22 protein-coding genes are annotated in these 20048 nt (G+C 64.5%); 13 read left to right on the top strand and 9 right to left on the bottom strand.

The genetic code is table 11. The features are described from left to right. Positions 1-42 precede the first annotated feature (42 nt). The gene (locus ACK4FK_RS13400; RefSeq protein WP_409745467.1) at positions 43-546 is read right to left on the bottom strand and encodes a PAS domain-containing protein; all 504 of its coding nucleotides are present in this window, start codon (positions 544-546) and stop codon (positions 43-45) included. 161 nt (positions 547-707) lie between these two features. Beyond that, complete coding sequence (locus ACK4FK_RS13395) at positions 708-1232, bottom strand: PAS domain-containing protein (RefSeq protein WP_409745466.1); 525 nt, start codon at positions 1230-1232, stop codon at positions 708-710. 110 nt (positions 1233-1342) lie between these two features. On the opposite strand from ACK4FK_RS13395, the gene ACK4FK_RS13390 reads away from it, so the two are divergent. Beyond that, a complete protein-coding gene (locus ACK4FK_RS13390) occupies positions 1343-1906 on the top strand; it encodes an N-acetyltransferase family protein (protein WP_409745465.1) in 564 nt (187 codons plus the stop codon). 8 nt (positions 1907-1914) lie between these two features. On the opposite strand, the gene ACK4FK_RS13385 is transcribed toward ACK4FK_RS13390, so the two are convergent. Both ACK4FK_RS13385 and ACK4FK_RS13380 read right to left on the bottom strand, forming a co-directional pair. After that, the gene (locus ACK4FK_RS13385; RefSeq protein WP_409745464.1) at positions 1915-2706 is read right to left on the bottom strand and encodes an SDR family NAD(P)-dependent oxidoreductase; all 792 of its coding nucleotides are present in this window, start codon (positions 2704-2706) and stop codon (positions 1915-1917) included. Then, complete coding sequence (locus ACK4FK_RS13380) at positions 2703-3383, bottom strand: GntR family transcriptional regulator (protein WP_409745463.1); 681 nt, start codon at positions 3381-3383, stop codon at positions 2703-2705. Before ACK4FK_RS13380 ends, ACK4FK_RS13385 begins: the two co-directional genes overlap by 4 nt. A 193-nt stretch (positions 3384-3576) precedes the next feature. Between ACK4FK_RS13380 and ACK4FK_RS13375 the strand changes: the two genes are divergently transcribed. The 8 genes from ACK4FK_RS13375 (at position 3577) to ACK4FK_RS13340 (ending at position 10708) form a co-directional block, all read left to right on the top strand. Then, positions 3577-4575, top strand: coding sequence for a C4-dicarboxylate TRAP transporter substrate-binding protein (locus ACK4FK_RS13375; protein WP_409745462.1), 999 nt, complete (start codon positions 3577-3579; stop codon positions 4573-4575). 99 nt (positions 4576-4674) lie between these two features. Next, positions 4675-5124 (top strand): TRAP transporter small permease, encoded by a 450-nt coding sequence (locus ACK4FK_RS13370; protein WP_409745461.1) that lies wholly within the window; start codon positions 4675-4677, stop codon positions 5122-5124. A 21-nt stretch (positions 5125-5145) separates the two neighbouring features. After that, positions 5146-6432 carry a TRAP transporter large permease gene (locus ACK4FK_RS13365; RefSeq protein WP_409745460.1) on the top strand — a complete coding sequence of 429 codons (1287 nt, stop codon included), beginning with the start codon at positions 5146-5148 and terminating at the stop codon, positions 6430-6432. Positions 6433-6481: 49 nt separating this feature from the next. Then, positions 6482-7189 carry a FadR/GntR family transcriptional regulator gene (locus ACK4FK_RS13360; protein ID WP_409745459.1) on the top strand — a complete coding sequence of 236 codons (708 nt, stop codon included), beginning with the start codon at positions 6482-6484 and terminating at the stop codon, positions 7187-7189. 23 nt (positions 7190-7212) lie between these two features. Beyond that, positions 7213-7983: a (Fe-S)-binding protein gene (locus ACK4FK_RS13355; RefSeq protein ID WP_409745458.1), complete on the top strand. Its 771-nt coding sequence runs from the start codon at positions 7213-7215 to the stop codon at positions 7981-7983. 16 nt (positions 7984-7999) lie between these two features. Further along, entirely contained in the window at positions 8000-9436 is a 1437-nt protein-coding gene (locus ACK4FK_RS13350) for a LutB/LldF family L-lactate oxidation iron-sulfur protein (protein ID WP_409745650.1), read from the top strand. Then, a complete protein-coding gene (locus ACK4FK_RS13345; RefSeq protein ID WP_409745457.1) occupies positions 9433-10149 on the top strand; it encodes a lactate utilization protein C in 717 nt (238 codons plus the stop codon). The genes ACK4FK_RS13350 and ACK4FK_RS13345 overlap by 4 nt, the downstream gene beginning before the upstream one ends. After that, positions 10124-10708, top strand: coding sequence for a Smr/MutS family protein (locus ACK4FK_RS13340; protein ID WP_409745456.1), 585 nt, complete (start codon positions 10124-10126; stop codon positions 10706-10708). Before ACK4FK_RS13345 ends, ACK4FK_RS13340 begins: the two co-directional genes overlap by 26 nt. Positions 10709-10712: 4 nt before the next feature. Here the strand turns inward: ACK4FK_RS13340 and ACK4FK_RS13335 are convergent, their stop codons facing one another. Beyond that, complete coding sequence (locus ACK4FK_RS13335; RefSeq protein WP_409745455.1) at positions 10713-11366, bottom strand: CmcI family methyltransferase; 654 nt, start codon at positions 11364-11366, stop codon at positions 10713-10715. A gap of 152 nt (positions 11367-11518) precedes the next feature. On the opposite strand from ACK4FK_RS13335, the gene ACK4FK_RS13330 reads away from it, so the two are divergent. Then, positions 11519-12607, top strand: coding sequence for a M14 family metallopeptidase (locus ACK4FK_RS13330; RefSeq protein WP_409745454.1), 1089 nt, complete (start codon positions 11519-11521; stop codon positions 12605-12607). Here the strand turns inward: ACK4FK_RS13330 and ACK4FK_RS13325 are convergent, their stop codons facing one another. Continuing rightward, positions 12608-13441, bottom strand: coding sequence for a substrate-binding periplasmic protein (locus ACK4FK_RS13325; RefSeq protein WP_409745453.1), 834 nt, complete (start codon positions 13439-13441; stop codon positions 12608-12610). 82 nt (positions 13442-13523) lie between these two features. Between ACK4FK_RS13325 and ACK4FK_RS13320 the strand changes: the two genes are divergently transcribed. Then, complete coding sequence (locus ACK4FK_RS13320; RefSeq protein ID WP_409745452.1) at positions 13524-13874, top strand: helix-turn-helix domain-containing protein; 351 nt, start codon at positions 13524-13526, stop codon at positions 13872-13874. Between the two features lie 3 nt (positions 13875-13877). Here the strand turns inward: ACK4FK_RS13320 and ACK4FK_RS13315 are convergent, their stop codons facing one another. Beyond that, positions 13878-14669 carry an SDR family NAD(P)-dependent oxidoreductase gene (locus ACK4FK_RS13315; RefSeq protein ID WP_409745451.1) on the bottom strand — a complete coding sequence of 264 codons (792 nt, stop codon included), beginning with the start codon at positions 14667-14669 and terminating at the stop codon, positions 13878-13880. A 233-nt stretch (positions 14670-14902) separates the two neighbouring features. Between ACK4FK_RS13315 and ACK4FK_RS13310 the strand changes: the two genes are divergently transcribed. Then, a complete protein-coding gene (locus tag ACK4FK_RS13310) occupies positions 14903-17029 on the top strand; it encodes a TonB-dependent siderophore receptor (RefSeq protein WP_409745450.1) in 2127 nt (708 codons plus the stop codon). A 47-nt stretch (positions 17030-17076) separates the two neighbouring features. Beyond that, positions 17077-18159: a PepSY-associated TM helix domain-containing protein gene (locus ACK4FK_RS13305; RefSeq protein WP_409745449.1), complete on the top strand. Its 1083-nt coding sequence runs from the start codon at positions 17077-17079 to the stop codon at positions 18157-18159. Here ACK4FK_RS13305 and hslU read toward each other — a convergent pair. Together hslU and hslV are read right to left on the bottom strand one after the other, a co-directional pair. Then, positions 18156-19472, bottom strand: a complete 1317-nt coding sequence (hslU, locus tag ACK4FK_RS13300) for an ATP-dependent protease ATPase subunit HslU (RefSeq protein ID WP_409745448.1) — start codon at positions 19470-19472, stop codon at positions 18156-18158. The two genes, ACK4FK_RS13305 and hslU, sit on opposite strands and share 4 nt — an antisense overlap. Continuing rightward, entirely contained in the window at positions 19469-20023 is a 555-nt protein-coding gene (gene hslV / locus ACK4FK_RS13295) for an ATP-dependent protease subunit HslV (RefSeq protein ID WP_409745447.1), read from the bottom strand. Before hslV ends, hslU begins: the two co-directional genes overlap by 4 nt. Positions 20024-20048 lie beyond the last annotated feature (25 nt).

Below are 20048 nucleotides of genomic sequence, written 5' to 3'. Positions count from 1 at the left end.
GCAATACAGGGCGCGGCCATGCAGGCAGGGCCGCGTGTCGGTTCAGCCCCATTTCCGTCCCATGATGCTGAACACTGCGGCGCCGATGATCATGTCGACGTTTTCGCCGTCGCCCGCCAGCGGCATCTGGATGCTTTCGAAGTCGATCCATTCCTTGCCGAACCACCAGATCAGCTTGCCGGCATAGCCCACCGGGCCGCGGCGCAGGCGAACCTGGTCGAAGGCGTGGCGGAACAGCGTGGCTTTGCTGCCCATCATCTGATCGATGGTTTGTCCGGCAAAACTGCCGTTATAGATCACGCTCTGCGCCGTGCCGAGCAGGCGCACGCGATAGGCGGGCTGCGGGCCTGTCCCGGACTCCACATCGATGAGGAAAAGATATGGCAGCAGATGCGTCCGCTCGGCCGGGTCGATGTCGCTGCGCGATGGCAGTCGCCCGTCGGGCCCGATTTTGGATTGCCAATACGCCAGCAGATCCTGCAGCAGCAGATCCTCGGGCGCCGGCCGTTCCTGGATCCTGGGGCGCTCCGGCGTCGTCTCGATCATATCCGTGTCCGATTGTCCCGTCTTTCAGCGCAGCGGCAGCTAACACACCATAGTAATCATTTGCCATAGTCTGAAGGAACAGCGCCGAAAGGAGAAACGAGGCGCAATTTACGCCAAAAGGCCAATCGGATTTGAAACGATTCCAATCATGGGACGGCGTCTCACCGAAGGTCGTCGCCGAAGTTCTCGAATGCCCCGGCACCAAAAATGCAGTCGATCCTGACACCATCGGCTGCCAGCGGCGCGTGCAGACCCTCGTAACGCAGCCATTCGTGGCTTTGCCACCAGGTGACCTGACCCTGGTTGATCACGTGGGTTCTGCGCCGGACCACGGCGCTGTAGAGCCGGTTGAATTCCGCCGCCGAGTGCGGCGGAAAAATATCGTCGATGGTGCGTCCAACCAGACCGGGCCCGTAAACCGCAACATGGGCCTCGCCCAGCAGGCGCACGCGGAATCCGCCCTCCGGCAGGACATCGATCAGGTAGATGTTGGGCAGCAGCGTGCGCAGGTCCAGCGGGTCGAGATCGGTGCGCCCGGGCAGCCGCCCGTCTGGCCCGCATTTCGACTGCCAGTAGGCCAGCAACCGCTGCAGGATCGGGCTTCTGGGCTGTGTGTCGCCGGCCGCGCCGGTGGCGCGGAATTTCAGGGCGGCGGCGGTTTCAGACGGTGGCTGACGTTCCCCCATGACTGGAATCTGAAGCGATACGATACAGTCGGCAAGGGTATTCTGCCGGCGCTTTGCCGCGCCCCATCCTCATGCCATAGTCTCGGAAAAGCCCCATTCCTCAGCATGCCATGACCCAGACCAGCAATACGCCGCCCGTGATCATACGCCCCTCCGAAGAGGGTGATCTTCCTGCCATCGTCGCGATCTACGCCCATCACGTCCTGCACGGTTTTGGCAGTTTCGAGGAAGTGCCGCCCGACAGCATCGAGATGGCGCGCCGCCGCGGCGACATCCTGGCCAAGGGCTTTCCCTATCTGGCGGCCGAGTTGGACGGCCGGGTGGTGGGCTATGCCTATGCCAGCGCCTACCGGCCGCGCATCGCCTATCGCTTCTCGGTGGAGGATTCCATTTATGTCGCCCCGGATGCGCCAAGGCGTGGCGTCGGGCGCGCGCTGCTGTCCAATCTGATCGCGCGCTGCACGGGGCTGGGCTATCGCCAGATGGTGGCGGTAATCGGCGACACGCAGAATCTCGGCTCCATCGGCCTGCATGCTGCGCTGGGCTTCCGCGTGGTCGGCACGCTGCCATCCATCGGCTACAAGCATGGCCGCTGGGTCGACAGCGTGTTCATGCAGCGTGCGCTCGGCCCGGGCGACAGCACCCTGCCGAACCAGCAGACCCGGCCGGACTGAGTTTTCGGTTACATGCCGGCGGCGAGGAAGCCGCCGTCGACCGGAATGGTCGCGCCTGTCACGTATGAGGCGGCCGGCGAGCTCAGGAACACGGCGGCGCCGGCCAGTTCCGAGGTTTCGCCCAGGCGGCCCATCGGCGTGCGACCGATTGCCTTGGCGCGGCGTTCATCCACCAGCGTCTCGCGATTGAGGTCGGTGACGAAAAAGCCCGGCGCGATGGCGTTCACCCGCACGCCGCGCGCGGCCCATTCCGCCGCCAGCGTCTCGGTCAGGGCCACCACGCCATGTTTGCTGATGCAGTAGATGGCATTGCGCGGAAAGCCGCGGAAAGAGGCGAGCGACGCGATATTGACGATGCTGCCGCGGCCACGGCCCAACATGATCCTGCCGAAGGCCAGGCAACTGAAATACACGCTTTTGGCATTCGTCGTCATGATGCGGTCGAAATCCTCGGGCGTGAAATCCTCCGCCGCCTTCAATGTCATCACGCCCTGCGCATTGACCAGGATATCCACCGGCGCCGCCTTTTCCGCCCGCGCGGCAAAGGCGGAAAGCTGATCGGTATCGCTGGCATCCACGGCATCAACGCCGGCCGCGATGCCGCGCTTGGCGAAGTCCACCGCTGCGGCTTCCAGCACCTCGCGCCGGCGGCCGGCCAGGGTAAGGCGCGCCCCGGCGATACCCAGACCCTCGGCGATCGCGCGGCCGATGCCGCTGCCGCCGCCGATCACCACGGCATGACGGCCCTTCAGGTCGAAGGACATGGGCTGCGGGGCGGCAATGGCGGCGGCAACGGTCAAGATGCGATCTCCTCGGCGATGAAATCCCGGTGCTCCAGCACGTCGAGATAGGACTGCTTGGTGTGATTGATGTGATTGCGCATCAGGTCCTGCAGGGCCTGCACGTCGCGCGCCTTCACCAGCTTCAGCATCTCGCGATGGTCCTTGATGGACAGCCGGTTCAGCAGCGCCTCATGCGACAGCCGCGAGCGCAGGGCCTGGATGCGGAAACCGATCTGGCTGTAGGCATCGTGGATATAGGGATTGCCGCACAGATCGATGATGGCCTGGTGGTAATCGCCGTCCAGGTTGCGGTAGGCCACCGTGTCATTGGCATCGAAGGCAACGCGCATGTCCTCGAAGATGCGGGTCATGCGCGCGGTCAGCGCTTCCGGATTGCGCGCGATGGCGGCCGCCACGGCGGCCACCTCCAGAATCTCGCGCAGCTCGGAGATCATCACCACCTGCTCGCTGGCCAGGCGGAAAACATATGTGCCGCGTTGCGGCTGCACCTCCACCAGGCCTTCCAGCTTCAGTTGCAGCAGGGCCTCGCGCACCGGCGTCTTGGAGATTCCCATTTCGGCGGCGAGCGCGTTTTCCGACAGGCCGGCGCCCAGATTCAGCCGCCCGTCGATGATGCGCATGCGCAACTCTTCGACGACCAGTTCCTTCAGCGACTTCGGCCGCGTGATCTTCATGTCCGGTTTTCCCCCCGCCGCAGGCGATGCTCGGGCTCGGCAATAAGGGCCTTGTGTCTGGTGTTCGGCATCTGATATACCAGTTGGCCAGGCGCGCGACAAGCGCCGGCACGAGGAAACGCGAAAACGACAACCAGGCGCCCGCCTGCCCGGTGGCGGCAGCACCGGGCGCCCGATCCCGAGGGAGTGGCCGATGAAAACCATCATGAAGGGCGTGGCCCCGGTCTGTGCGGCGCTGGGCCTGTTGGCCGCGCTGGACGCCGCGCCGGCGCTGGCGCAGGGCAAGACCTACAGCCTGAAGTTCAACCACGTGCTCGGCCCGAAGGAGCCGTATCACGAGGGCTTCCTGACCTGGGCCAAGAAGGTGGAGGAGCGCACCAAGGGCGGGCTGAAGATGGAGGTGTTCCATTCCTCGCAGCTCGGCAAGGAAGAGGACATCATCGAGCAGATCCGCCAGGGCGCCAATGTGGGCCAGAACACGGATTCGGCGCGCATGGGCAACTACGTGCCCGGCATCGCCGTCATGAACGGCCCCTATTTCGCCGAGACGCTGGAAGACGTGGCCAAGCTGCGCAAGGCGCCCACGGTGATCAAGTGGGAGGAAGAGCTGGCCAGCAAGCACGGCCTGAAAGTGGCCTGCTTCAACTGGGTACAGGGCTATCGCCATTTCTTCACCAACAAACCCGTGCGCAAGCCCGAAGACCTGGCCGGCCTGCGCATCCGCACGCCACCCGCCCCGATCTGGCAGGAATCGATCCGCGCGCTTGGGGCCGCCCCGGTGGCGATGGGCTTCGGCGACATGTATCCGGGCCTGCAGCAGAAGGCGATCGACGGCGTCGAGCTGGTCTACAACAACATCCCCGGCGGACGTTTCTACGAAGTGCTGAAATACGCCAACGAGACCCGGCATATCATGCTGATCAACTTCCAGGTCGTCAGTGCGAAATTCTTCAACGACCTGCCGAAGGACTACCAGACCGCCCTGGTCGAGGAATGCGAGGCGGCCGGCGAGGCGACCTCGAAGCAGATCATGAAGCTGGAAGCGGAAGTGAAGGAGCAGCTTAAGAAGCGCGGCATGATCGTGGTCGAGGACGTCGATCTTGCCGCCTTCCGCAAGGCCGGCGAAAAGGCCTACGAGGTGCTCAAGATCACCGATGCCAAGAATGCCGTGCACAAGGAAATCGGCAAGTAACAAGCAGAGCGTGAACGGCACCCCATCAGGGCCGGGAATGACAATGCGAAGGGCGGCGCGATGAAACGGTTTTACGACGGTGTATGCAGAATCGAAGCCGTGCTTGCCGCGACATTCCTGATCCTGATGGTTGTGCTGATCTTCTCCGGCGGCGTGGCGCGCATGCTGCACCACCCGCTGAACTGGACCACCGATGCCGCCACCTGCTTTTTCGCCTGGGCCTGCTTCCTCTGCGCCGATATCGCCTGGCGCAAGAACAGCCTGATGTCGATCGACCTGCTGGTCGAAAAACTGCCTACCGCGGCGCGGCGCTTCTGCGCCTATGCCAATTACGCCATCATCGCCGGCTTCCTGGTCTATGTGATCGTCGCCGGCACATGGCTGTCCTGGATCAGCCGCGCGCGGTCTTTCCAGGGCATCCCCGAGATCAGCTATTCCTGGGTCACCATGAGCATGCCGGTCGGCGGCCTGCTGCTGCTGATCACCACGGTGTTAAAGGCGCGCGAGGATTTCCGCCGCAACCGCCCCAGCCACCAGATCCCGGCCTAAGGCTTTCGCGCGGATTTTGCCATGCTGATCGTCGCCGTAGCCTTTCTCATCTTCCTGCTCATGGGCATGCCGGTGGCGTTTGCCATCGGCATATCCGGCGTGCTGTTCTTCCTGCAGCATCCCGAGCTGCCGCCCACCATTCCCATCCAGCTCACCATCACGCAGACGCAGAATTTTGCCCTGCTGGCCGTGCCGCTGTTCATCATGGCCGGCAATTTCATGAACAAGTCGGGCATCACCGAACAGCTGCTCAACCTCGCCGCCGTGCTGACCGGCCGCATGAAGGGCGGCCTGGCCCAGGTCTCGATTGCCATGGCGGCGCTGATGGGCGGCGTGTCGGGCTCGTGCATCGCCGATGCCGCCATGCAGACCCGCATGCTGGGTGCCGAGATGATGAAGCGCGGCTTCTCGAAAGGCTATGCCGCCGCCGTGCTGTCCTTCGGCTCCCTGCTCACGCCGATCATCCCGCCCGGCATCGGCTTCATCCTCTATGGCACGGTGGGGCAGGTCTCCATCGGCCGGCTGTTCGCCGCCGGCTTCGTGCCGGCTTTCCTGCTCTGGGCGGCAATGGCGATCACCATCACCATTACGGCGAAGAAGCGCGGCTATCTGCCCGAGCGCAAAAAAGCGCCCAGCCCGGGCGAGGTCTTCGAAGCCCTGCGCGGCGGCATCTGGGCCCTGCTGTTCCCCGTCTTCCTGCTGCTGGGCCTGCGCATGGGCGTGTTCACGCCATCGGAGATCGGAGCCTTTGCCGTGGTCTATGCCGTGGCCGTCGGGCTGGTCATCTATCGCCGCCTGCACAGGGCCGCCATTGGCGAGGCCCTGGAAGGCAGTCTCGCCGATGTGGGCGCGGTGATGTTCCTGATCGCGCTGTCGGGCATCTTCGGCTACGGCATCGTGTTCGAGCGCGTGCCGGAACTGATCTCCAGCGCCATCCTGGGCGTCACCGACAACCTGCACGGCGTGCTGGCGCTGATCGTGGTGTTCATCCTGATCGCCGGCTGCTTCGTCGACGGCACCGTACTGATCATCATGCTGACGCCGATCTTCCTGCCGCTGGTGCGCGAACTGGATGGCGACCCGGTACATTTCGGCCTCATCTTCATCATCGCCGCCACCATCGGCAACTTCACCCCGCCGGTCGGCTCGGCCATGTATGCGGTCTGCTCGATCCTGCGCTGCCCGGTAGGGGCCTATACCCGGGAATCGGTCCCGTTCTTCATTGCCGTCACCGCGGTTACGCTGCTGCTGATCTTCCTGCCCGACGTAGTGCTGTTCGTGCCGAATCTGATCTTCGGTGCCTATTAAATATATTGAAAAAGAAAAACAATCAGTCTAACTTGTCAGGCAGGTGACCATGACAGCCTTGCCCGAAATCCGCCTGTCCAGCCCCATCGGCTCACGCGTCGATGCCGTGGTGGAGGCCCTGCTGCAGCCGATCCTCTCGGGTGACTGGCCGCCGCGCCACCGCCTGCCTTCCGAACATGCCATGGCCGACCAGCATGGCGTCAGCCGCGCGGTGATCCGCGAGGCGATCGCGCGGCTGAAATCCGACGGCTATGTCGAGACACGGCAGGGCAAGGGCGCCTTCGTCGCCGCCGCGCCCGGCGGCAACAGCTTCAAGCTGGCCGAGGAGCCGGAAGCCGATCTGCTGGAACTGCGCGCCCTGATCGAGGCCGATTGCGCGGCCCTGGCCGCCGAGCGTCATACGCTGGCCGACCTGCAGGCCCTGCGCGCCGCCCAGATGGCCATGCGGCGTGCCATAGACCAGGGCGGGCTGGGCCTGAACGAGGATATCCGCTTCCACGACCTGCTGGCGGCGGCAGCCCATAATCCGGCTTTGCGCCGGTTCGCGGCCTTCGTCGGCCGGCATGCCCGCGAGGCGATGCAGCTCGCGCGTCTCAGTCGCCTGCGCTACGAAAACCGCCTGTCGGAGATCGACGCCGAGCACGATGCCATCGTGGCTGCCATCGCCGCTCGCGATCCGGCCGCCGCCCGCGCCGCCGTGCTGCGGCATATCGCAAACGGCCTCAAACGCCTCGGCCTGCCGCCCCGGTTCACCTGATGATGCCCCTGGAGACCAGCCTCATGTCCGCCGCCGCCAGCAAACCCCGCGTCGCGCTTTTCGTCACCTGTCTGGTCGATCTGTTCCGCCCCAGCGTCGGCTTTGCCGCGATCAAGCTGATGGAGGATGCGGGCTGCACCGTCGCGGTGCCCGAGGCGCAGGTCTGCTGCGGCCAGCCCGCCTATAACTCGGGCGACCGCAAGGATACCGCGGCCATCGCCAGGCAGGTGATTGCCGCCTTCGAAGGCTACGATTACGTGGTGGCGCCGTCGGGCTCCTGCGGCGGCATGATCAGGGACCATTACCCGGCGCTGTTCGCCGCCGAGCCAGCCTGGCAAAGCCGCGCCGCGGCGCTGGCGGCGAAAACCTTCGAACTCACGTCCTTTCTGGTCGACGTGCTGAAACAGGATGCCGTGGCGGCGAAGCTGGACGCCAAGATCACCTACCATGATTCCTGCTCGGGCCTGCGCGAACTGGGGGTGAAGCAGCAGCCAAGGCAACTGCTGCAGAGCGTGCAGGGGCTGGAGCTGGTGGAAATGCAGACGCCGGAAACCTGCTGCGGTTTCGGCGGCACCTTCTGCGTCAAATACGGCGAGGTCTCCACCGACATCGTCGGCCGCAAGACCGCCGACATCAACGCCACCGGCGCCGATCTGCTGCTGGCCGGCGACATGGGTTGCCTGCTCAACATGGCCGGCAAGCTGCAGCGCGAAGGCAGCAGGGTGCAGGTACGCCACGTGGCCGAGGTTCTGGCCGGCATGACCGATACGCCGGCCATTGGTGAGAGCAAGTGAGGGCGCTGCCATGACCATGCCTATCACCGCCCAGGATTTCGAGGCCAATGCATCCAAGGCGCTGCGCGATCCCAACCTGCGCAAGGCGATGGACATCATCGGCGGGCCGATGGCCAGCCGCCGCGTCGAGACCGCGCGCGAGTTGCCGGAATTCGAGGCTTTGCGCGACGAAGGCGTGAAGATCAAGAACCACGTCCTGCAGCATATCGACCTGTATCTGGAAAAATTCGAGCAGCAGGTGACGGCGCGCGGCGGCCGGGTGCATTGGTGCCGTACGCCGCGCGAGGCGCGCGAGACGATCCTGAGCCTGTGCCAGTCGCGCAACGCCAAGACTGTCACCAAGGGCAAGTCGATGGTGAGCGAGGAAATCGGCCTGAACGATTTCCTGCTCGAACACGATATCCAGCCGGTGGAAACCGATCTGGGCGAATACATCATCCAGCTGGCGCATGAACCGCCCAGCCACATCATCGGCCCGGCCCTGCACAAGACGCGCGAGCAGGTCGCCGAACTGTTCGAGGAGCATCACCCGGACTACGAACTGAACGGCAGAAAGGCCGGCACGCGCTCCACCGAGCCGCAGGTGCTGGTCACCGAGGCGCGGGTGGTTCTGCGCGACCGCTATTTCCAGGCCGATGTGGGCATCACCGGCGCCAATTTCCTGATCGCCGAAACCGGCGCCACCGTGATCGTCACCAACGAAGGCAACGGCGATCTGACGCAGTCGCTGCCCAAGATGCATATCGTGGTCTCTAGCATCGAGAAGGTGATCCCCAACCTGGAAGACCTCTCCACCATCCTGCGCGTGCTGGCGCGTTCGGCCACGGGCCAGGAGATGAGCTGCTACACCACGCTGTCCTGCGGCCCGAAGCGGCCCGGGGATGTAGACGGGCCCGAGGAATTCCATGTCGTGCTGGTCGATAACGGCCGCAGCGAAATGCTGGGCACCGCGTTGCAGCCGCTGCTGCGCTGCATCCGCTGCGGCGCCTGCATGAACAATTGCCCGGTCTATCGCTCGGTCGGCGGCCATGCCTATGGCTGGGTCTATCCCGGCCCGATCGGCGCTGCGCTGGATCCGCACATGATCGGCCTGGAAGCGGCGCGGCATCTGCCCAACGCTTCCACCTTCTGCGGCAAATGCGAGGAAGTCTGTCCGATGCGCATTCCGCTGCCCGACATCATGCGCTGGTGGCGCGAGCAGGCGCATGAAAAGCAGATTACGCCGCCGCTACAGCGCTGGGGCATCGAGGCCTGGGCTTTTGCTGCGAAGAATCCCTGGCTCTATCACCTGGGCACCCGCATCGCCGTCGCCGCGCTGCATATGCTCGGCAAGGGCAAGGGCCGGTTCAGTTCGCTGCCGCTGGCTGCCGGCTGGACCGACGGCCGCGACCTGCCGGCGCCGCAGGCGGGCGAAACCTTCATGGCCCAGTACAAGAAGCGGAAAGCACCATGAGCACCAGCCGCGAGCGCATTTTCGCCACCCTTCGCGCCGGCCTGAAGGACCTGGCCGACGATCCGGCCCGCCCGCATGCCGTGGCCGAGCGGATCAAGAGCCATCCCCGCAACCTGCTGCCGCAGCGGGCGCAGAAACCTCATGCCGAACAGGTGGCGCTGTTCACGGCCAAGGTGGAGGCGCTGACCGTCACGGTCGACCGCATCGCATCCGCAGCCGAGGCACCCGAAAAAATCAGCGACTATCTGGCACGCCACAACCTGCCCTCGCGGCTGCGTGTCGCGCCCGATCCGCTGCTGCAGACCCTGCCCTGGGACCAGCGGCCGATGCTGCAGGTGGAGTATGGCGGCGGCCGCAGCCAAGATCTGGTCAGCGTCACGCCGGCCTTTGCCGCCATCGCCGAAACCGGCACGCTGATGCTGCATTCATCCTCCACCACACCGACCACCCTGCATTTCGTGCCCGACCATCACATCGTGGTGCTGAAAAGCAGCCAGGTGACCGGCACGATGGAAGAGGCCTTCCAGCGCCTGCGCGACAAGCTGGGCGCGGGAGATAAAACTGCGGCGGAGAACTGGCCGCGCACGGTGAATTTCGTCACCGGGCCGTCGCGCACCGCCGACATCGAGGGTGTGCCGGTGCTCGGCGCCCATGGACCGCGCCGCCTGCATATCGTACTCATCGAGGATGGCGCCGAAACGCAGCAAGGTTAAGCCCGCTCCCCTGGTGCCGGACCACGAGGTCTGGCACCAGGTGGCGGCTTCCGCGCGGCCGCTGAAGAAAAACGTGGTGCCCGAGCCGCTGGCGCCGCTGCCAAAGGTATTCCGCCCCGAAGGGCCGGGTTCTGCTGCGCTGGCCAAGGCCGAGGCGCGGCAGAAGGCACCGCTGAGCCATGGGCGGCATGCCGACAGACCGCCACCGCAGATGGACAAGCGCCTGAAGCAGCGTTTCCAGCGCGGCGAATTGCCCATCGAGGCGCGCATCGACCTGCACGGCCTGACCCTGGCCAATGCCGAGCGTGCCCTCAGCCGCCTGATCCGCGATTGCATCGCCCAGCAAAAACGCTGCCTGCTGGTGATCACCGGCAAGGGCTCTTCCGGTGGCGGCGAACTGGGATTGCATCAAGGCAGGGGCGTGCTGCGCGCCTGGCTGCCGGACTACCTGAAACGTGGCCCCTGGCGCGACGAGGTGCTGGGCGTCACGCCGGCGCGGCCCGAGATGGGCGGCAGCGGCGCCTTCTACGTGCTGCTGCGGCGGCAGAGAGAAGGCTGAGGCCTCAGCCCGCTGCCGGTGCCGCCTTGGCGCGGAAATAGCCTCGCGGCGCCATGGTCGTGCCGAATTTCTCTTCCCGCTGGCCATCGGGTTCCAGCACATCCGGATATTGCGCCCGGAAGGCCAGGATGGCTTCCATCGGGCCCGGCCCGTGTTCGGGCCGCACCGGATGGCCATTCACGCAGCTATCCTCCACGATCACCGTGTCGCCGGGCAGGAAGATGGTCTTGAAGGCTTCCAGCTCTGCCAGCACATGCTGCGCGCTGTGGTCGGAATCGAAGATGAAGAATGTCTCGCCCGGCTTGCGGTCGGCCGGCAGCAGGGTGGCAACCATTTCGACCGTCTTCAGCGATGCCGTGTTTCCCATCAGGAAATGGATGCGCGGATGGCTCTTGACCTGACGCTCGGCGTTATGGATGTCGCAGGTGATCACGAAGCCGTCGTAGAGGGCGACATGGTCGGCGAAGAACAGGGCCGAACCGCCGTGCCGCGTGCCGGTTTCCACCACGAAACGGATGCGGCGCTCGTGGATGATCTCCTGATAGTTCCACATGTCGCTGGGCAGCTTGAGCGTGCGCACGCCTTTGTACTGCATGTTCTTCCAGATGTGGTTGTTGTAGAACCACTGCAGATATGCATCGCCGACCGGGATTGACACGGGCATCTCCTGAAAGGGGACTCGGTTTTAAAGCGGAATCCTACCAGCGCAAAGGTTAAGACAATATTGGTACATATTGGTCTGGCCCTTGTGCGCCGGCGCCCGCTTGCGACAATGCCGGCCCAGTCCTTCTCTCGTGCAGCCATCAAGCCATGACCGTTCAAAAACATTTCTCTTCCGATTATGCCGCGGCGCGCGCCAAGTTCCTGGCTGCCGCGCGGGCGGCCGGCGCGCAGACCGAAAGCATCCCGCATCCGCTGAAGGGCATCGCCGGCGAAGACCTGTTCACCGATCTGGCCTGGATCGGGCCAAGGGATGCGGCGAATGTGCTGGTCACCGTATCGGGCACCCATGGCATCGAGGGGTATTACGGCTCCGGCTGCCAGGTCGGCTGGCTCGACGATGGCCATGCCGCGGCGCTGCCGGCGGAAACCGCCGTGCTGCTGATCCATGCCAGCAATCCATATGGCTTTTCCTGGGGCCGGCGGGTCAACGAGGACAATATCGACATCAACCGCAATTTCATCGATTTCGAGGCCGCCCCGCCGCCCGCCAATCCCGCCTATGCCGATGTGCATCCCTGGCTGCTGCCGGAGCAGTGGAGCGCCGCCGCCGCGGAGGATATCCGCCACAGGATCGCGGCGTATTATGGACGGGTCGGAGAGAAGGCGGCCACGGCCGCCATCGTCGGCGGCCAGCACAGTCATCCCGACGGCATCTTCCATGGCGGCACCCAGCCCTGCTGGTCGCACCGCACGATCCGCGCGATTGCCGGCGCCTATCTTCAGACGGCCCGCCGCATCTGCGTGGTGGATTTCCATACCGGCCTCGGCCCGTTTGGATATTCCGAAATGATCTGCCGGCATCCGCCCGGCTCGCTTTCGCTCGACCTGGCGCGGCGCTGGTTCGGCGACGCGGTCACCTCGCCGGCCATGGGCGAATCCGCCTCGCCGATCATCGCGGGCAACCTGCGCATGGGACTGGTGCGCTTCTGCCCGCAGGCCACGACGGTGGCGCTCAACATCGAGGTAGGCACGCTCAGTTCGGAAGAGGTGCGGCTGTCGGTCATCGCCGACAACTGGCTGCATCTGCGCGGCGATGTCTTTTCGCCGCTGGGCCAGGCGATCAAGGCGCAGATCCGGGCTGCCTTCTATCCCGAAAGCGAGGCCTGGCTGAACCTGTGCTATCCGCGCGCCGTGGAAATCCAGCACCAGGCCCTGGTGGGTCTTGCCGCCGCCTGATCAGCCCGGACGGCCGGTTGCGCCGTTCTGCGCCTGCGGCCCGCTGTCCCAGCGGCGCAGGATCTGGTCGTAGCTGCCATTGCGCCGGATCGTTTCCAGGCCGGCATCGAAGCGGGCGCAGAGCGCCGCGTCGCGGAAGGCGGCGCTGTATTCGGTGGGCGGAAAAAGCGGAAACTCCTGCAGCGCGGCGCTGGTATCGACCCCGCTTTCGGGGCTGTGCATCAGATTGCGGAAGATGCGACGGTCCATGATCGCAACATCGGTGCGGCCGCTGAACAGCGCGCGCACCTGCAGCATCTGGTTGGCGACCTCGCGGTAACGCGGGTTGCGGGCCTGCACGTCGGCCATGGCGCCGCCCAGGATGCGATGCGCGTTCTGGAAGGCCATCACGTCATAGCCGGTGAGGTCGGCGGCCGACTGCAGCGGCAGATTTCGGCTGGCCAGGGCAAAGGCCATGTTGCGATAGACCAGCAGCGTGCGGGTCAGGCAGCCGGGCAGTTCCATGGCCCGGTTGGCCGGTGCAATCCCATCGAACAGGCCATGGCGGAAATCCTGCGACAGCCGGCCGAATGGCACCAGCTCGGCGTGGAAATCCAGCCCCGCCGCCCGCAGGGCGGCCGAGAAAAGTTCATATTCCAGGCCGCCCAGGCTGCCGTCGGATTTCTGGATCACATAGGGCGCCACCGGCCGCAGGCCGATCTCAAGGGGCCTGTTGCCCTGCTGGGCCTGGGCGGCGCCCACGGCGATTCCGGCCGCCAGCACCAGCGCGGCGAACAGCAGGGTCCGGCGGACGATCCGTAACAGGAAGCCGCCAAGGATATGGCGCGGTAACACGCCAGGATACTAGGATGCGGACCATGATCCGGCAATGTGGCCATGAAAATTTGCACGGCCCGTGTATACAGGAAGGCGCGAAATGACGCCGTTCGGCGCCCGTATCCGCAGCCTGCGCCAGGCCCGCGGCATCTCGCTCAAGCAGATGGCGGAGGATCTCGGTGTTTCGGCAGCCTATCTCTCGGCGCTCGAGCATGGCCATCGGGGCCGGCCGAGCTGGCTGCTGCTGCAACGCATCTGCGGCTATCTCAACATCATCTGGGACGATGCCGAGGAACTGGCCGAACTGGCCAAGATGTCGCATCCGCGCGTCACCATCGATACGGCCGGCCTGAGTCCGCGCGCGACATTGCTGGCCAATGAGCTGGGCCGCCGCATCGACAAGCTGGACGAGCCGAAACTGGAACAGATGCTCAAGCTGCTGCGCGGCTGAGGCCTATCCCCGCACCGGCTGGATGCGCGGCTGTGCCAGGCGCATGCCGCCGTCGATGATCAGGGTCTCGCCGGTTATGTTCGGCGCATCGGCCAGGAAGAACAGGATGCTGGCGGCAATGTCTTCCGGCGTATTGGTTTTGCCCAGCGGCGCATGCCGCTTCCAGTTTTCCTGCGCTGCCGCATAGGCGGCCTCGCCCATGCCCTGCTTCAGCCACTCGCCTTCCACGAAACCCGGGCAGACCGCGTTGATGCGCACTTCCGGCCCCAGCACGCGTGCCAGGCCCAGTGTCAGGCCGTTGAGTGCCGCTTTTGATGCCACATAGGCCAGCGACGAATCGGTGGCGTATACGCCGGCGATGGAGGAGACATTGACGACGGCGCCATTCGTGGCCCGCAGATAGGACTCGGCGGCGCGCACCATCTGAAACGGCCCGATGGTGTTCACGGCATAGATGTCGAGGAAATCCTGCGCCGACAGCCCGGCCAGATCGCGGTGGGCGACGAATTTGGTCGTGCCGGCATTGTTGACCAGGTAATTCAGGTGGCCGAAATGGCTCACCGCCTCGTCCACGACGCGACGGCAATCGGTGTCGCTGGCGACATCGCCCTGTACCAGCAGGGTATCGACGCCGCTCTTGCGACAGTCGGCGGCCACCGCTTCGGCCGCTGCCCGGCTTTTCGAGAAATTGACGGCAATGCCACAGCCGCGCGCCGCCAGTTGGCGCGCGGTGGCGGCGCCGATGCCGCTGGAGGCGCCGGTGATCAGCGCCACGCGGCCGGTAAGATCGGTCATACCTCGTCCTCCCTGAATGGTTGCCGCCAGAGCTTGGGCCGCAGCGAATCTTGTCAGCAAGCCTAAAATTAAGGCAATTGAATCAGCATATTAGTTTTGTTATTGCGTCTCGTTTGCATTGACAGCACGGCGACGCCGATGTTACCCCAGCGCTAGTTGGGGGTGTTAGCCAGTTCATGCCGCATAACGGCAGTCAGCCAGGCCCCGCATCCATAACCTGGAGCATCCTGGCCATGTCGCACCGCGCTTTCCGACTGCTTGTTGTTATTTCTGTTGCCTGGCTGCCGGTCACAGCAGCGGCTCAGACGGCGCCCACCGTCGACGCACCGACACAATTGCCATCGATCCAGGTTGAGGGCCAAACAGTTGAGGAAACTGCCGATGGCCCCGTTGCCGGTTATCGTGCCACACGCTCTGCGACCGGCACCAAGACCGACACGCCGCTGAAAGATGTGCCGCAGGCCGTGAATGTGGTGCCGCGCCAAGTGATCGAGGATCAACAGGCCAACCGGTTGACCGACGTATTGATGAATGTGCCGAACGTGCAGCCGGGCAGCACAATCGGCAATCGCGCCGAGAATTTTACCGTTCGCGGTTTTCGTGGCGAAACCTATGCCCGTGACGGCGTGGTCAACAATCCACTCTTTACCAATGAAACCTTTCTCGATCTTGCCAATGTTGAACGCGTCGAAGTTCTGAAGGGTCCGGCTTCAGTGCTGTTCGGCCAGGGCGATCCCGGCGGACTGGTCAATATCGTCACCAAGAAGCCGCAGACAACCACCGCAATCGGCGGCAGTCTGGAGGCGGGTTCCTACGACTTCTACCGTGGCGAAGCCGATGTGACAGGCGCGCTGGACGGCGGCAAAACACTGGCTGGCCGTTTTGCGGCGGCTTATCAGCACAGCGACAGTTTCCGTGACTTCTTCACCGAGTCCGAGCGCCGCCATGTGGCGCCCACGCTGTTGTGGACGCCGAATGACCATACGCGATTGACGCTGGGCTTCGATTACACCGATCAGACCCAGCCCTTTGACCGTGGCCTGGTTGCCGTGGGTCGCGAGGTGGCCAAGATCCCGAACAGCCGTTATCTCGGTGAGGCCTTCTCGGTTTTTGAATCGAACAAGGCCGCGGCGCAGTATAAGCTTGAACATGACGCCAATGACTGGCTGACCATCCGTCAGGTCACCCGGGTTGATCGTGGCGAATCCTATCGCTACAGCGCTGATCCACGAAACAGCCCGAATATAGCCACCACGGGCGCATTGCTGCGTCAGGCCCGCATCCAGAATGACGATACGGAATATGCCGATTTCACGCTTGATGCCACGGCGAAATTCGCTACAGGCCCTATGCAGCACACCCTGCTGCTGGGCAGTGAATACGGCAAGGCGGCGCGCGACATCGATTTCCGTACGGCCACGCTGAATAACATCAACATCTACAATCCGGTCTATAGCGTGACACACGGCACCTTCGGTGCCACCACGGTGCAGACCTATGATGCCGATATCTATGCCCTGTATCTGCAGGACCAGATTGCCCTGGGCGAGCAGGTGAAGCTGATATTCGGAGCGCGCTATGACGCATTCGACCAGGTGAATACCCAGAGGACTGCGACGACGAATACCCGAACGCCGCAATCCGACGATGCGATCAGTCCGCGAGCCGGCATCGTGTGGCAGCCTCTGCCGCCGTTGTCGCTTTATGCGAGTTATACCGAGTCCTTCAAGCCGCAGACGGCCACCGACAGTGCCGGCAAGGCCCTGGCGCCTGAAACCGGCCAGCAGCATGAAGTCGGCGTCAAATACGATCTGGTTCCGGACCGGCTGACCACGACGGTCGCGGTGTTCAACCTGACCCGGCAGAATGTCGCTACCACCGATCCCGCCGATGATGACTATTCCATCGCCACCGGCGAGCAGCGCGCGCGCGGCATCGAATGGGATATCACCGGCACAATCCAGCCGGGCTGGCAGGTGATGGCCTCGGCCGCCCATCTCAACACCGAAGTCACCAAGGATACGACCTATCAGGGCAATAGCCTGGCCGGCGCGCCACGCTGGAGCGGCAGCCTGTGGTCGACCTATCAGCTTCAGCATGGCCCATGGCGCGGATTTGGTTTTGGCGGCGGTCTGGTCGCAGTGGATGCCCGCACCGGCAATATCGACAACAGCTTTTCCGTTGAAGGGTATCTGCGCGTCGATGCCGTGGCCTTCTATGATCTGAACGACCACATCCGCCTGTCGCTGGCCGCCAAGAACCTGTTCGACGCCGATTATGTCGAGACGCCGGTCAGTCGCACGGAAATCTATGCCGGGGCGCCGCTTACCGTGCTCGCGCGCCTGACGGCACGGTATTGAGAACGAAAGCCACAGCGCGACGCGGCGGGTGGTTTGGTGCACAGGCCATGCACCGGCTGCATAGCCTGCTGGGTTTTTATCTCTGTCTTGTGCTCGGCTTTCTTTGCCTCTCGGGCACCCTCACCAGCATCGGCCATGAGCTTGACTGGCTGTCTGACCCGGCCCTGCGCGTCGCGCCCGGCGAGCGGCATGCAAGCTGGGGAGAAATGGCAGCCGCGATCCACACCGCCTATCCCGGCTGGAAAATCCAGCGCCTCAGCGCGCCGCAGGGGGCGTGGTTCGCCGCCGAAGTGCGAGTTCTGAACCCGCAGGGCCAGGCGCGGCTGATCTATGTCGATCCATATCGTGCCGTGGTGACCGGCGAGCGCAACCGCGCCACCATCCATGCCACGCTGCGGCAGATCCACCGCCAGTTCTATCTGCCCAATTTCGACGGCATCAATATCGGTGTGTATCTCGCCACGCCATTCGGCCTGGTGCTTCTGCTTTTGCTGATCAGCGGCCTGATCATGCAGCCGCGCTTCTGGCGGGGTATGCTGCGCCTGCGGCTGGGCCAGGGCCGCGCAATCCTGTTCAACGATCTGCACCGGCTCATCGCCGGCTGGTCGCTGTGGTTCGTCGCAGCCATCGGACTCACCGCAACATGGTATTTTGCGGAACGTGCCCTGCTGGATGCCGGCCTGCCGCTGGAGCCCGAGCCGGTACGCGCCGTCACGTCAGGACCGGCCGTCCCGCTGGATGATGGGCTGCGTCAGGCCGGCATTGTCTGGCCTGACTTCCGGGTCATGGCGATCTATCCACCCCGCAGGTCTGGTGAGGCCCTGCGGCTGGATGGTCAGGCCGGCCACTGGCTGGTGCGCGACCGCGCCAACAAGGTCTGGCTCGATCCCGCCAGTGGTGGCGTCCTGCGGATTGACCGCATCACCGACCGCGCCTTGCTCTATCGCTGGAACGAAACCGCCAATCCACTGCATTTCGGCGATTTCGCCGGCACGGCCTCGCGGCTGGTGTGGTTCGTATTCGGCTGCGGCCTGACCACGCTGGTCTTCAGCGGCGCCTGGATGTATTGGCGCCGTTTGCGTCAGCAGCGTGATCTGGCGCGGCGGCGCGCGGCGCGGAAGGCCGGTTAGAGAATAAATTTGCTCAGGTCGGCGTTTTTCGCCAGGTCGCCGATGCGGGCCTTCACATAGGCCGCATCGATGGTGACGGTCTGGCCGGAATGGTCGGCCGCCGTATAGCTGATCTCTTCCAGCACGCGTTCCAGGATGGTGTGCAGGCGGCGGGCGCCGATATTTTCCACGCCCTCGTTCACCTCGGCCGCGATCTGCGCCAGCGCGTCGATGGCATCGTCGGTGAAATGCAGCGTCACCTGCTCGGTGCCCAGCAGGGCGACATACTGCTTCAGCAGGCTGGCCTCTGGCTCGGTCAGGATGCGCTTGAAATCCTCGCGCGTCAGGCCCTTCAGCTCCACGCGGATCGGCAGGCGGCCCTGCAATTCCGGCAGCAGGTCGCTCGGCTTGGCGATCGAAAAGGCGCCCGAGGCGATGAACAGGATATGGTCGGTCTTCACCGTGCCATGCTTGGTGTTGACGACCGTGCCCTCGATCAGCGGCAGCAGGTCGCGCTGCACGCCCTCGCGTGACACGTCGCCGCCGCCGCGGTATTCGCTGCGGGCGCAGATCTTGTCGATCTCGTCGATGAAGACGATGCCGTTCTGCTCCACCGACGTGATGGCTTCCTTGACCAGGTTGTCCTGGTCCAGCAGCTTGTCGCTTTCCTCTTGGATCAGCGCCTTCATCGCCTCGCCCACGCTGGTCTTGCGCGGCTTGCCGCGCAACCCGCCGAAGGCCTTGCCCAGCATGTCCTGCAGGTTGGCCATGCCCATCTGCGCGCCCGGCATGCCGGGAATCTCGAACATCGGCATGCCGCTGCTGCCGGCATCCTTCAGCTCGATCTCGATCTCGCGCTTGTCCAGCTCGCCCTCGCGCAGCATCTTGCGGAATTTCTGCCGCGTCTCGACGCTGGCCTTGTCGCCCACCAGGGCATCCAGCAGGCGTTCTTCCGCCGAAAGTTCGGCGCGCGCCGCCACTTCCTTGCGCTTGCGCTCGCGCGTCATGGTCACGGCGCTGTCCAGCAGGTCGCGCACGATCTGCTCGACATCGCGGCCGACATACCCGACCTCGGTGAACTTGGTGGCTTCCACCTTCAGGAAGGGCGCATTGGCCAGCTTGGCCAGGCGGCGCGAAATCTCGGTCTTGCCCACGCCGGTCGGGCCGATCATCAGAATGTTTTTCGGCAGCACCTCGTCGCGCAGGGCATCGGGCAGCTGCTGGCGGCGCCAGCGGTTGCGCAGGGCCACGGCGACGGCCTTCTTGGCCTCGTGCTGGCCGACGATGTAGCGGTCGAGTTCGGAAACGATTTCGCGCGGCGAGAACGAGGTCATGACAGGGTTTCGATGATGATGTTGCGGTTGGTGTAGACGCAGATGTCGGCGGCGATTTCCAGGCTGCGTTTGGCGATCTGCTCGGCGTCCATGTCGGGCCGGTCGATCAGCGCGCGGGCGGCGGCCAGCGCGTAATTGCCGCCCGAGCCGATGCCGATCAGGCCGTCTTCGGGTTCCAGCACGTCGCCCGTGCCGGTCAGTACCAGCGACACCGATTTGTCGGCCACAGCCATCATGGCTTCCAGCCGGCGGAGGTAGCGGTCGGTGCGCCAGTCCTTGGCCAGTTCGACGCAGGCGCGGGCGAGCTGGCCGGGATGGCGTTCCAGCTTGGCCTCCAGCCGTTCGAACAGGGTGAAGGCGTCGGCCGTGGCGCCGGCAAAACCGGCCAGGATCGAGCCGTCGCCGATGCGGCGCACCTTGCGGGCATTCGACTTGATTACGGTCTGGCCCAGGCTGACCTGGCCGTCGCCGGCCAGGACCACCTGGCTGCCCTTGCGGACGGCAAGGATGGTGGTGCCGTGCCAGGTTGGCACGCGGTCGTCGCTGCTCATGACGGGAAAACCTCAGGCATTGGAA

Source organism: Ferrovibrio sp. (assembly GCF_046297895.1).
Classification (GTDB): Bacteria; Pseudomonadota; Alphaproteobacteria; order Ferrovibrionales; family Ferrovibrionaceae; genus Ferrovibrio.
This window is presented reverse-complemented; position numbering and strand designations above follow the sequence as displayed.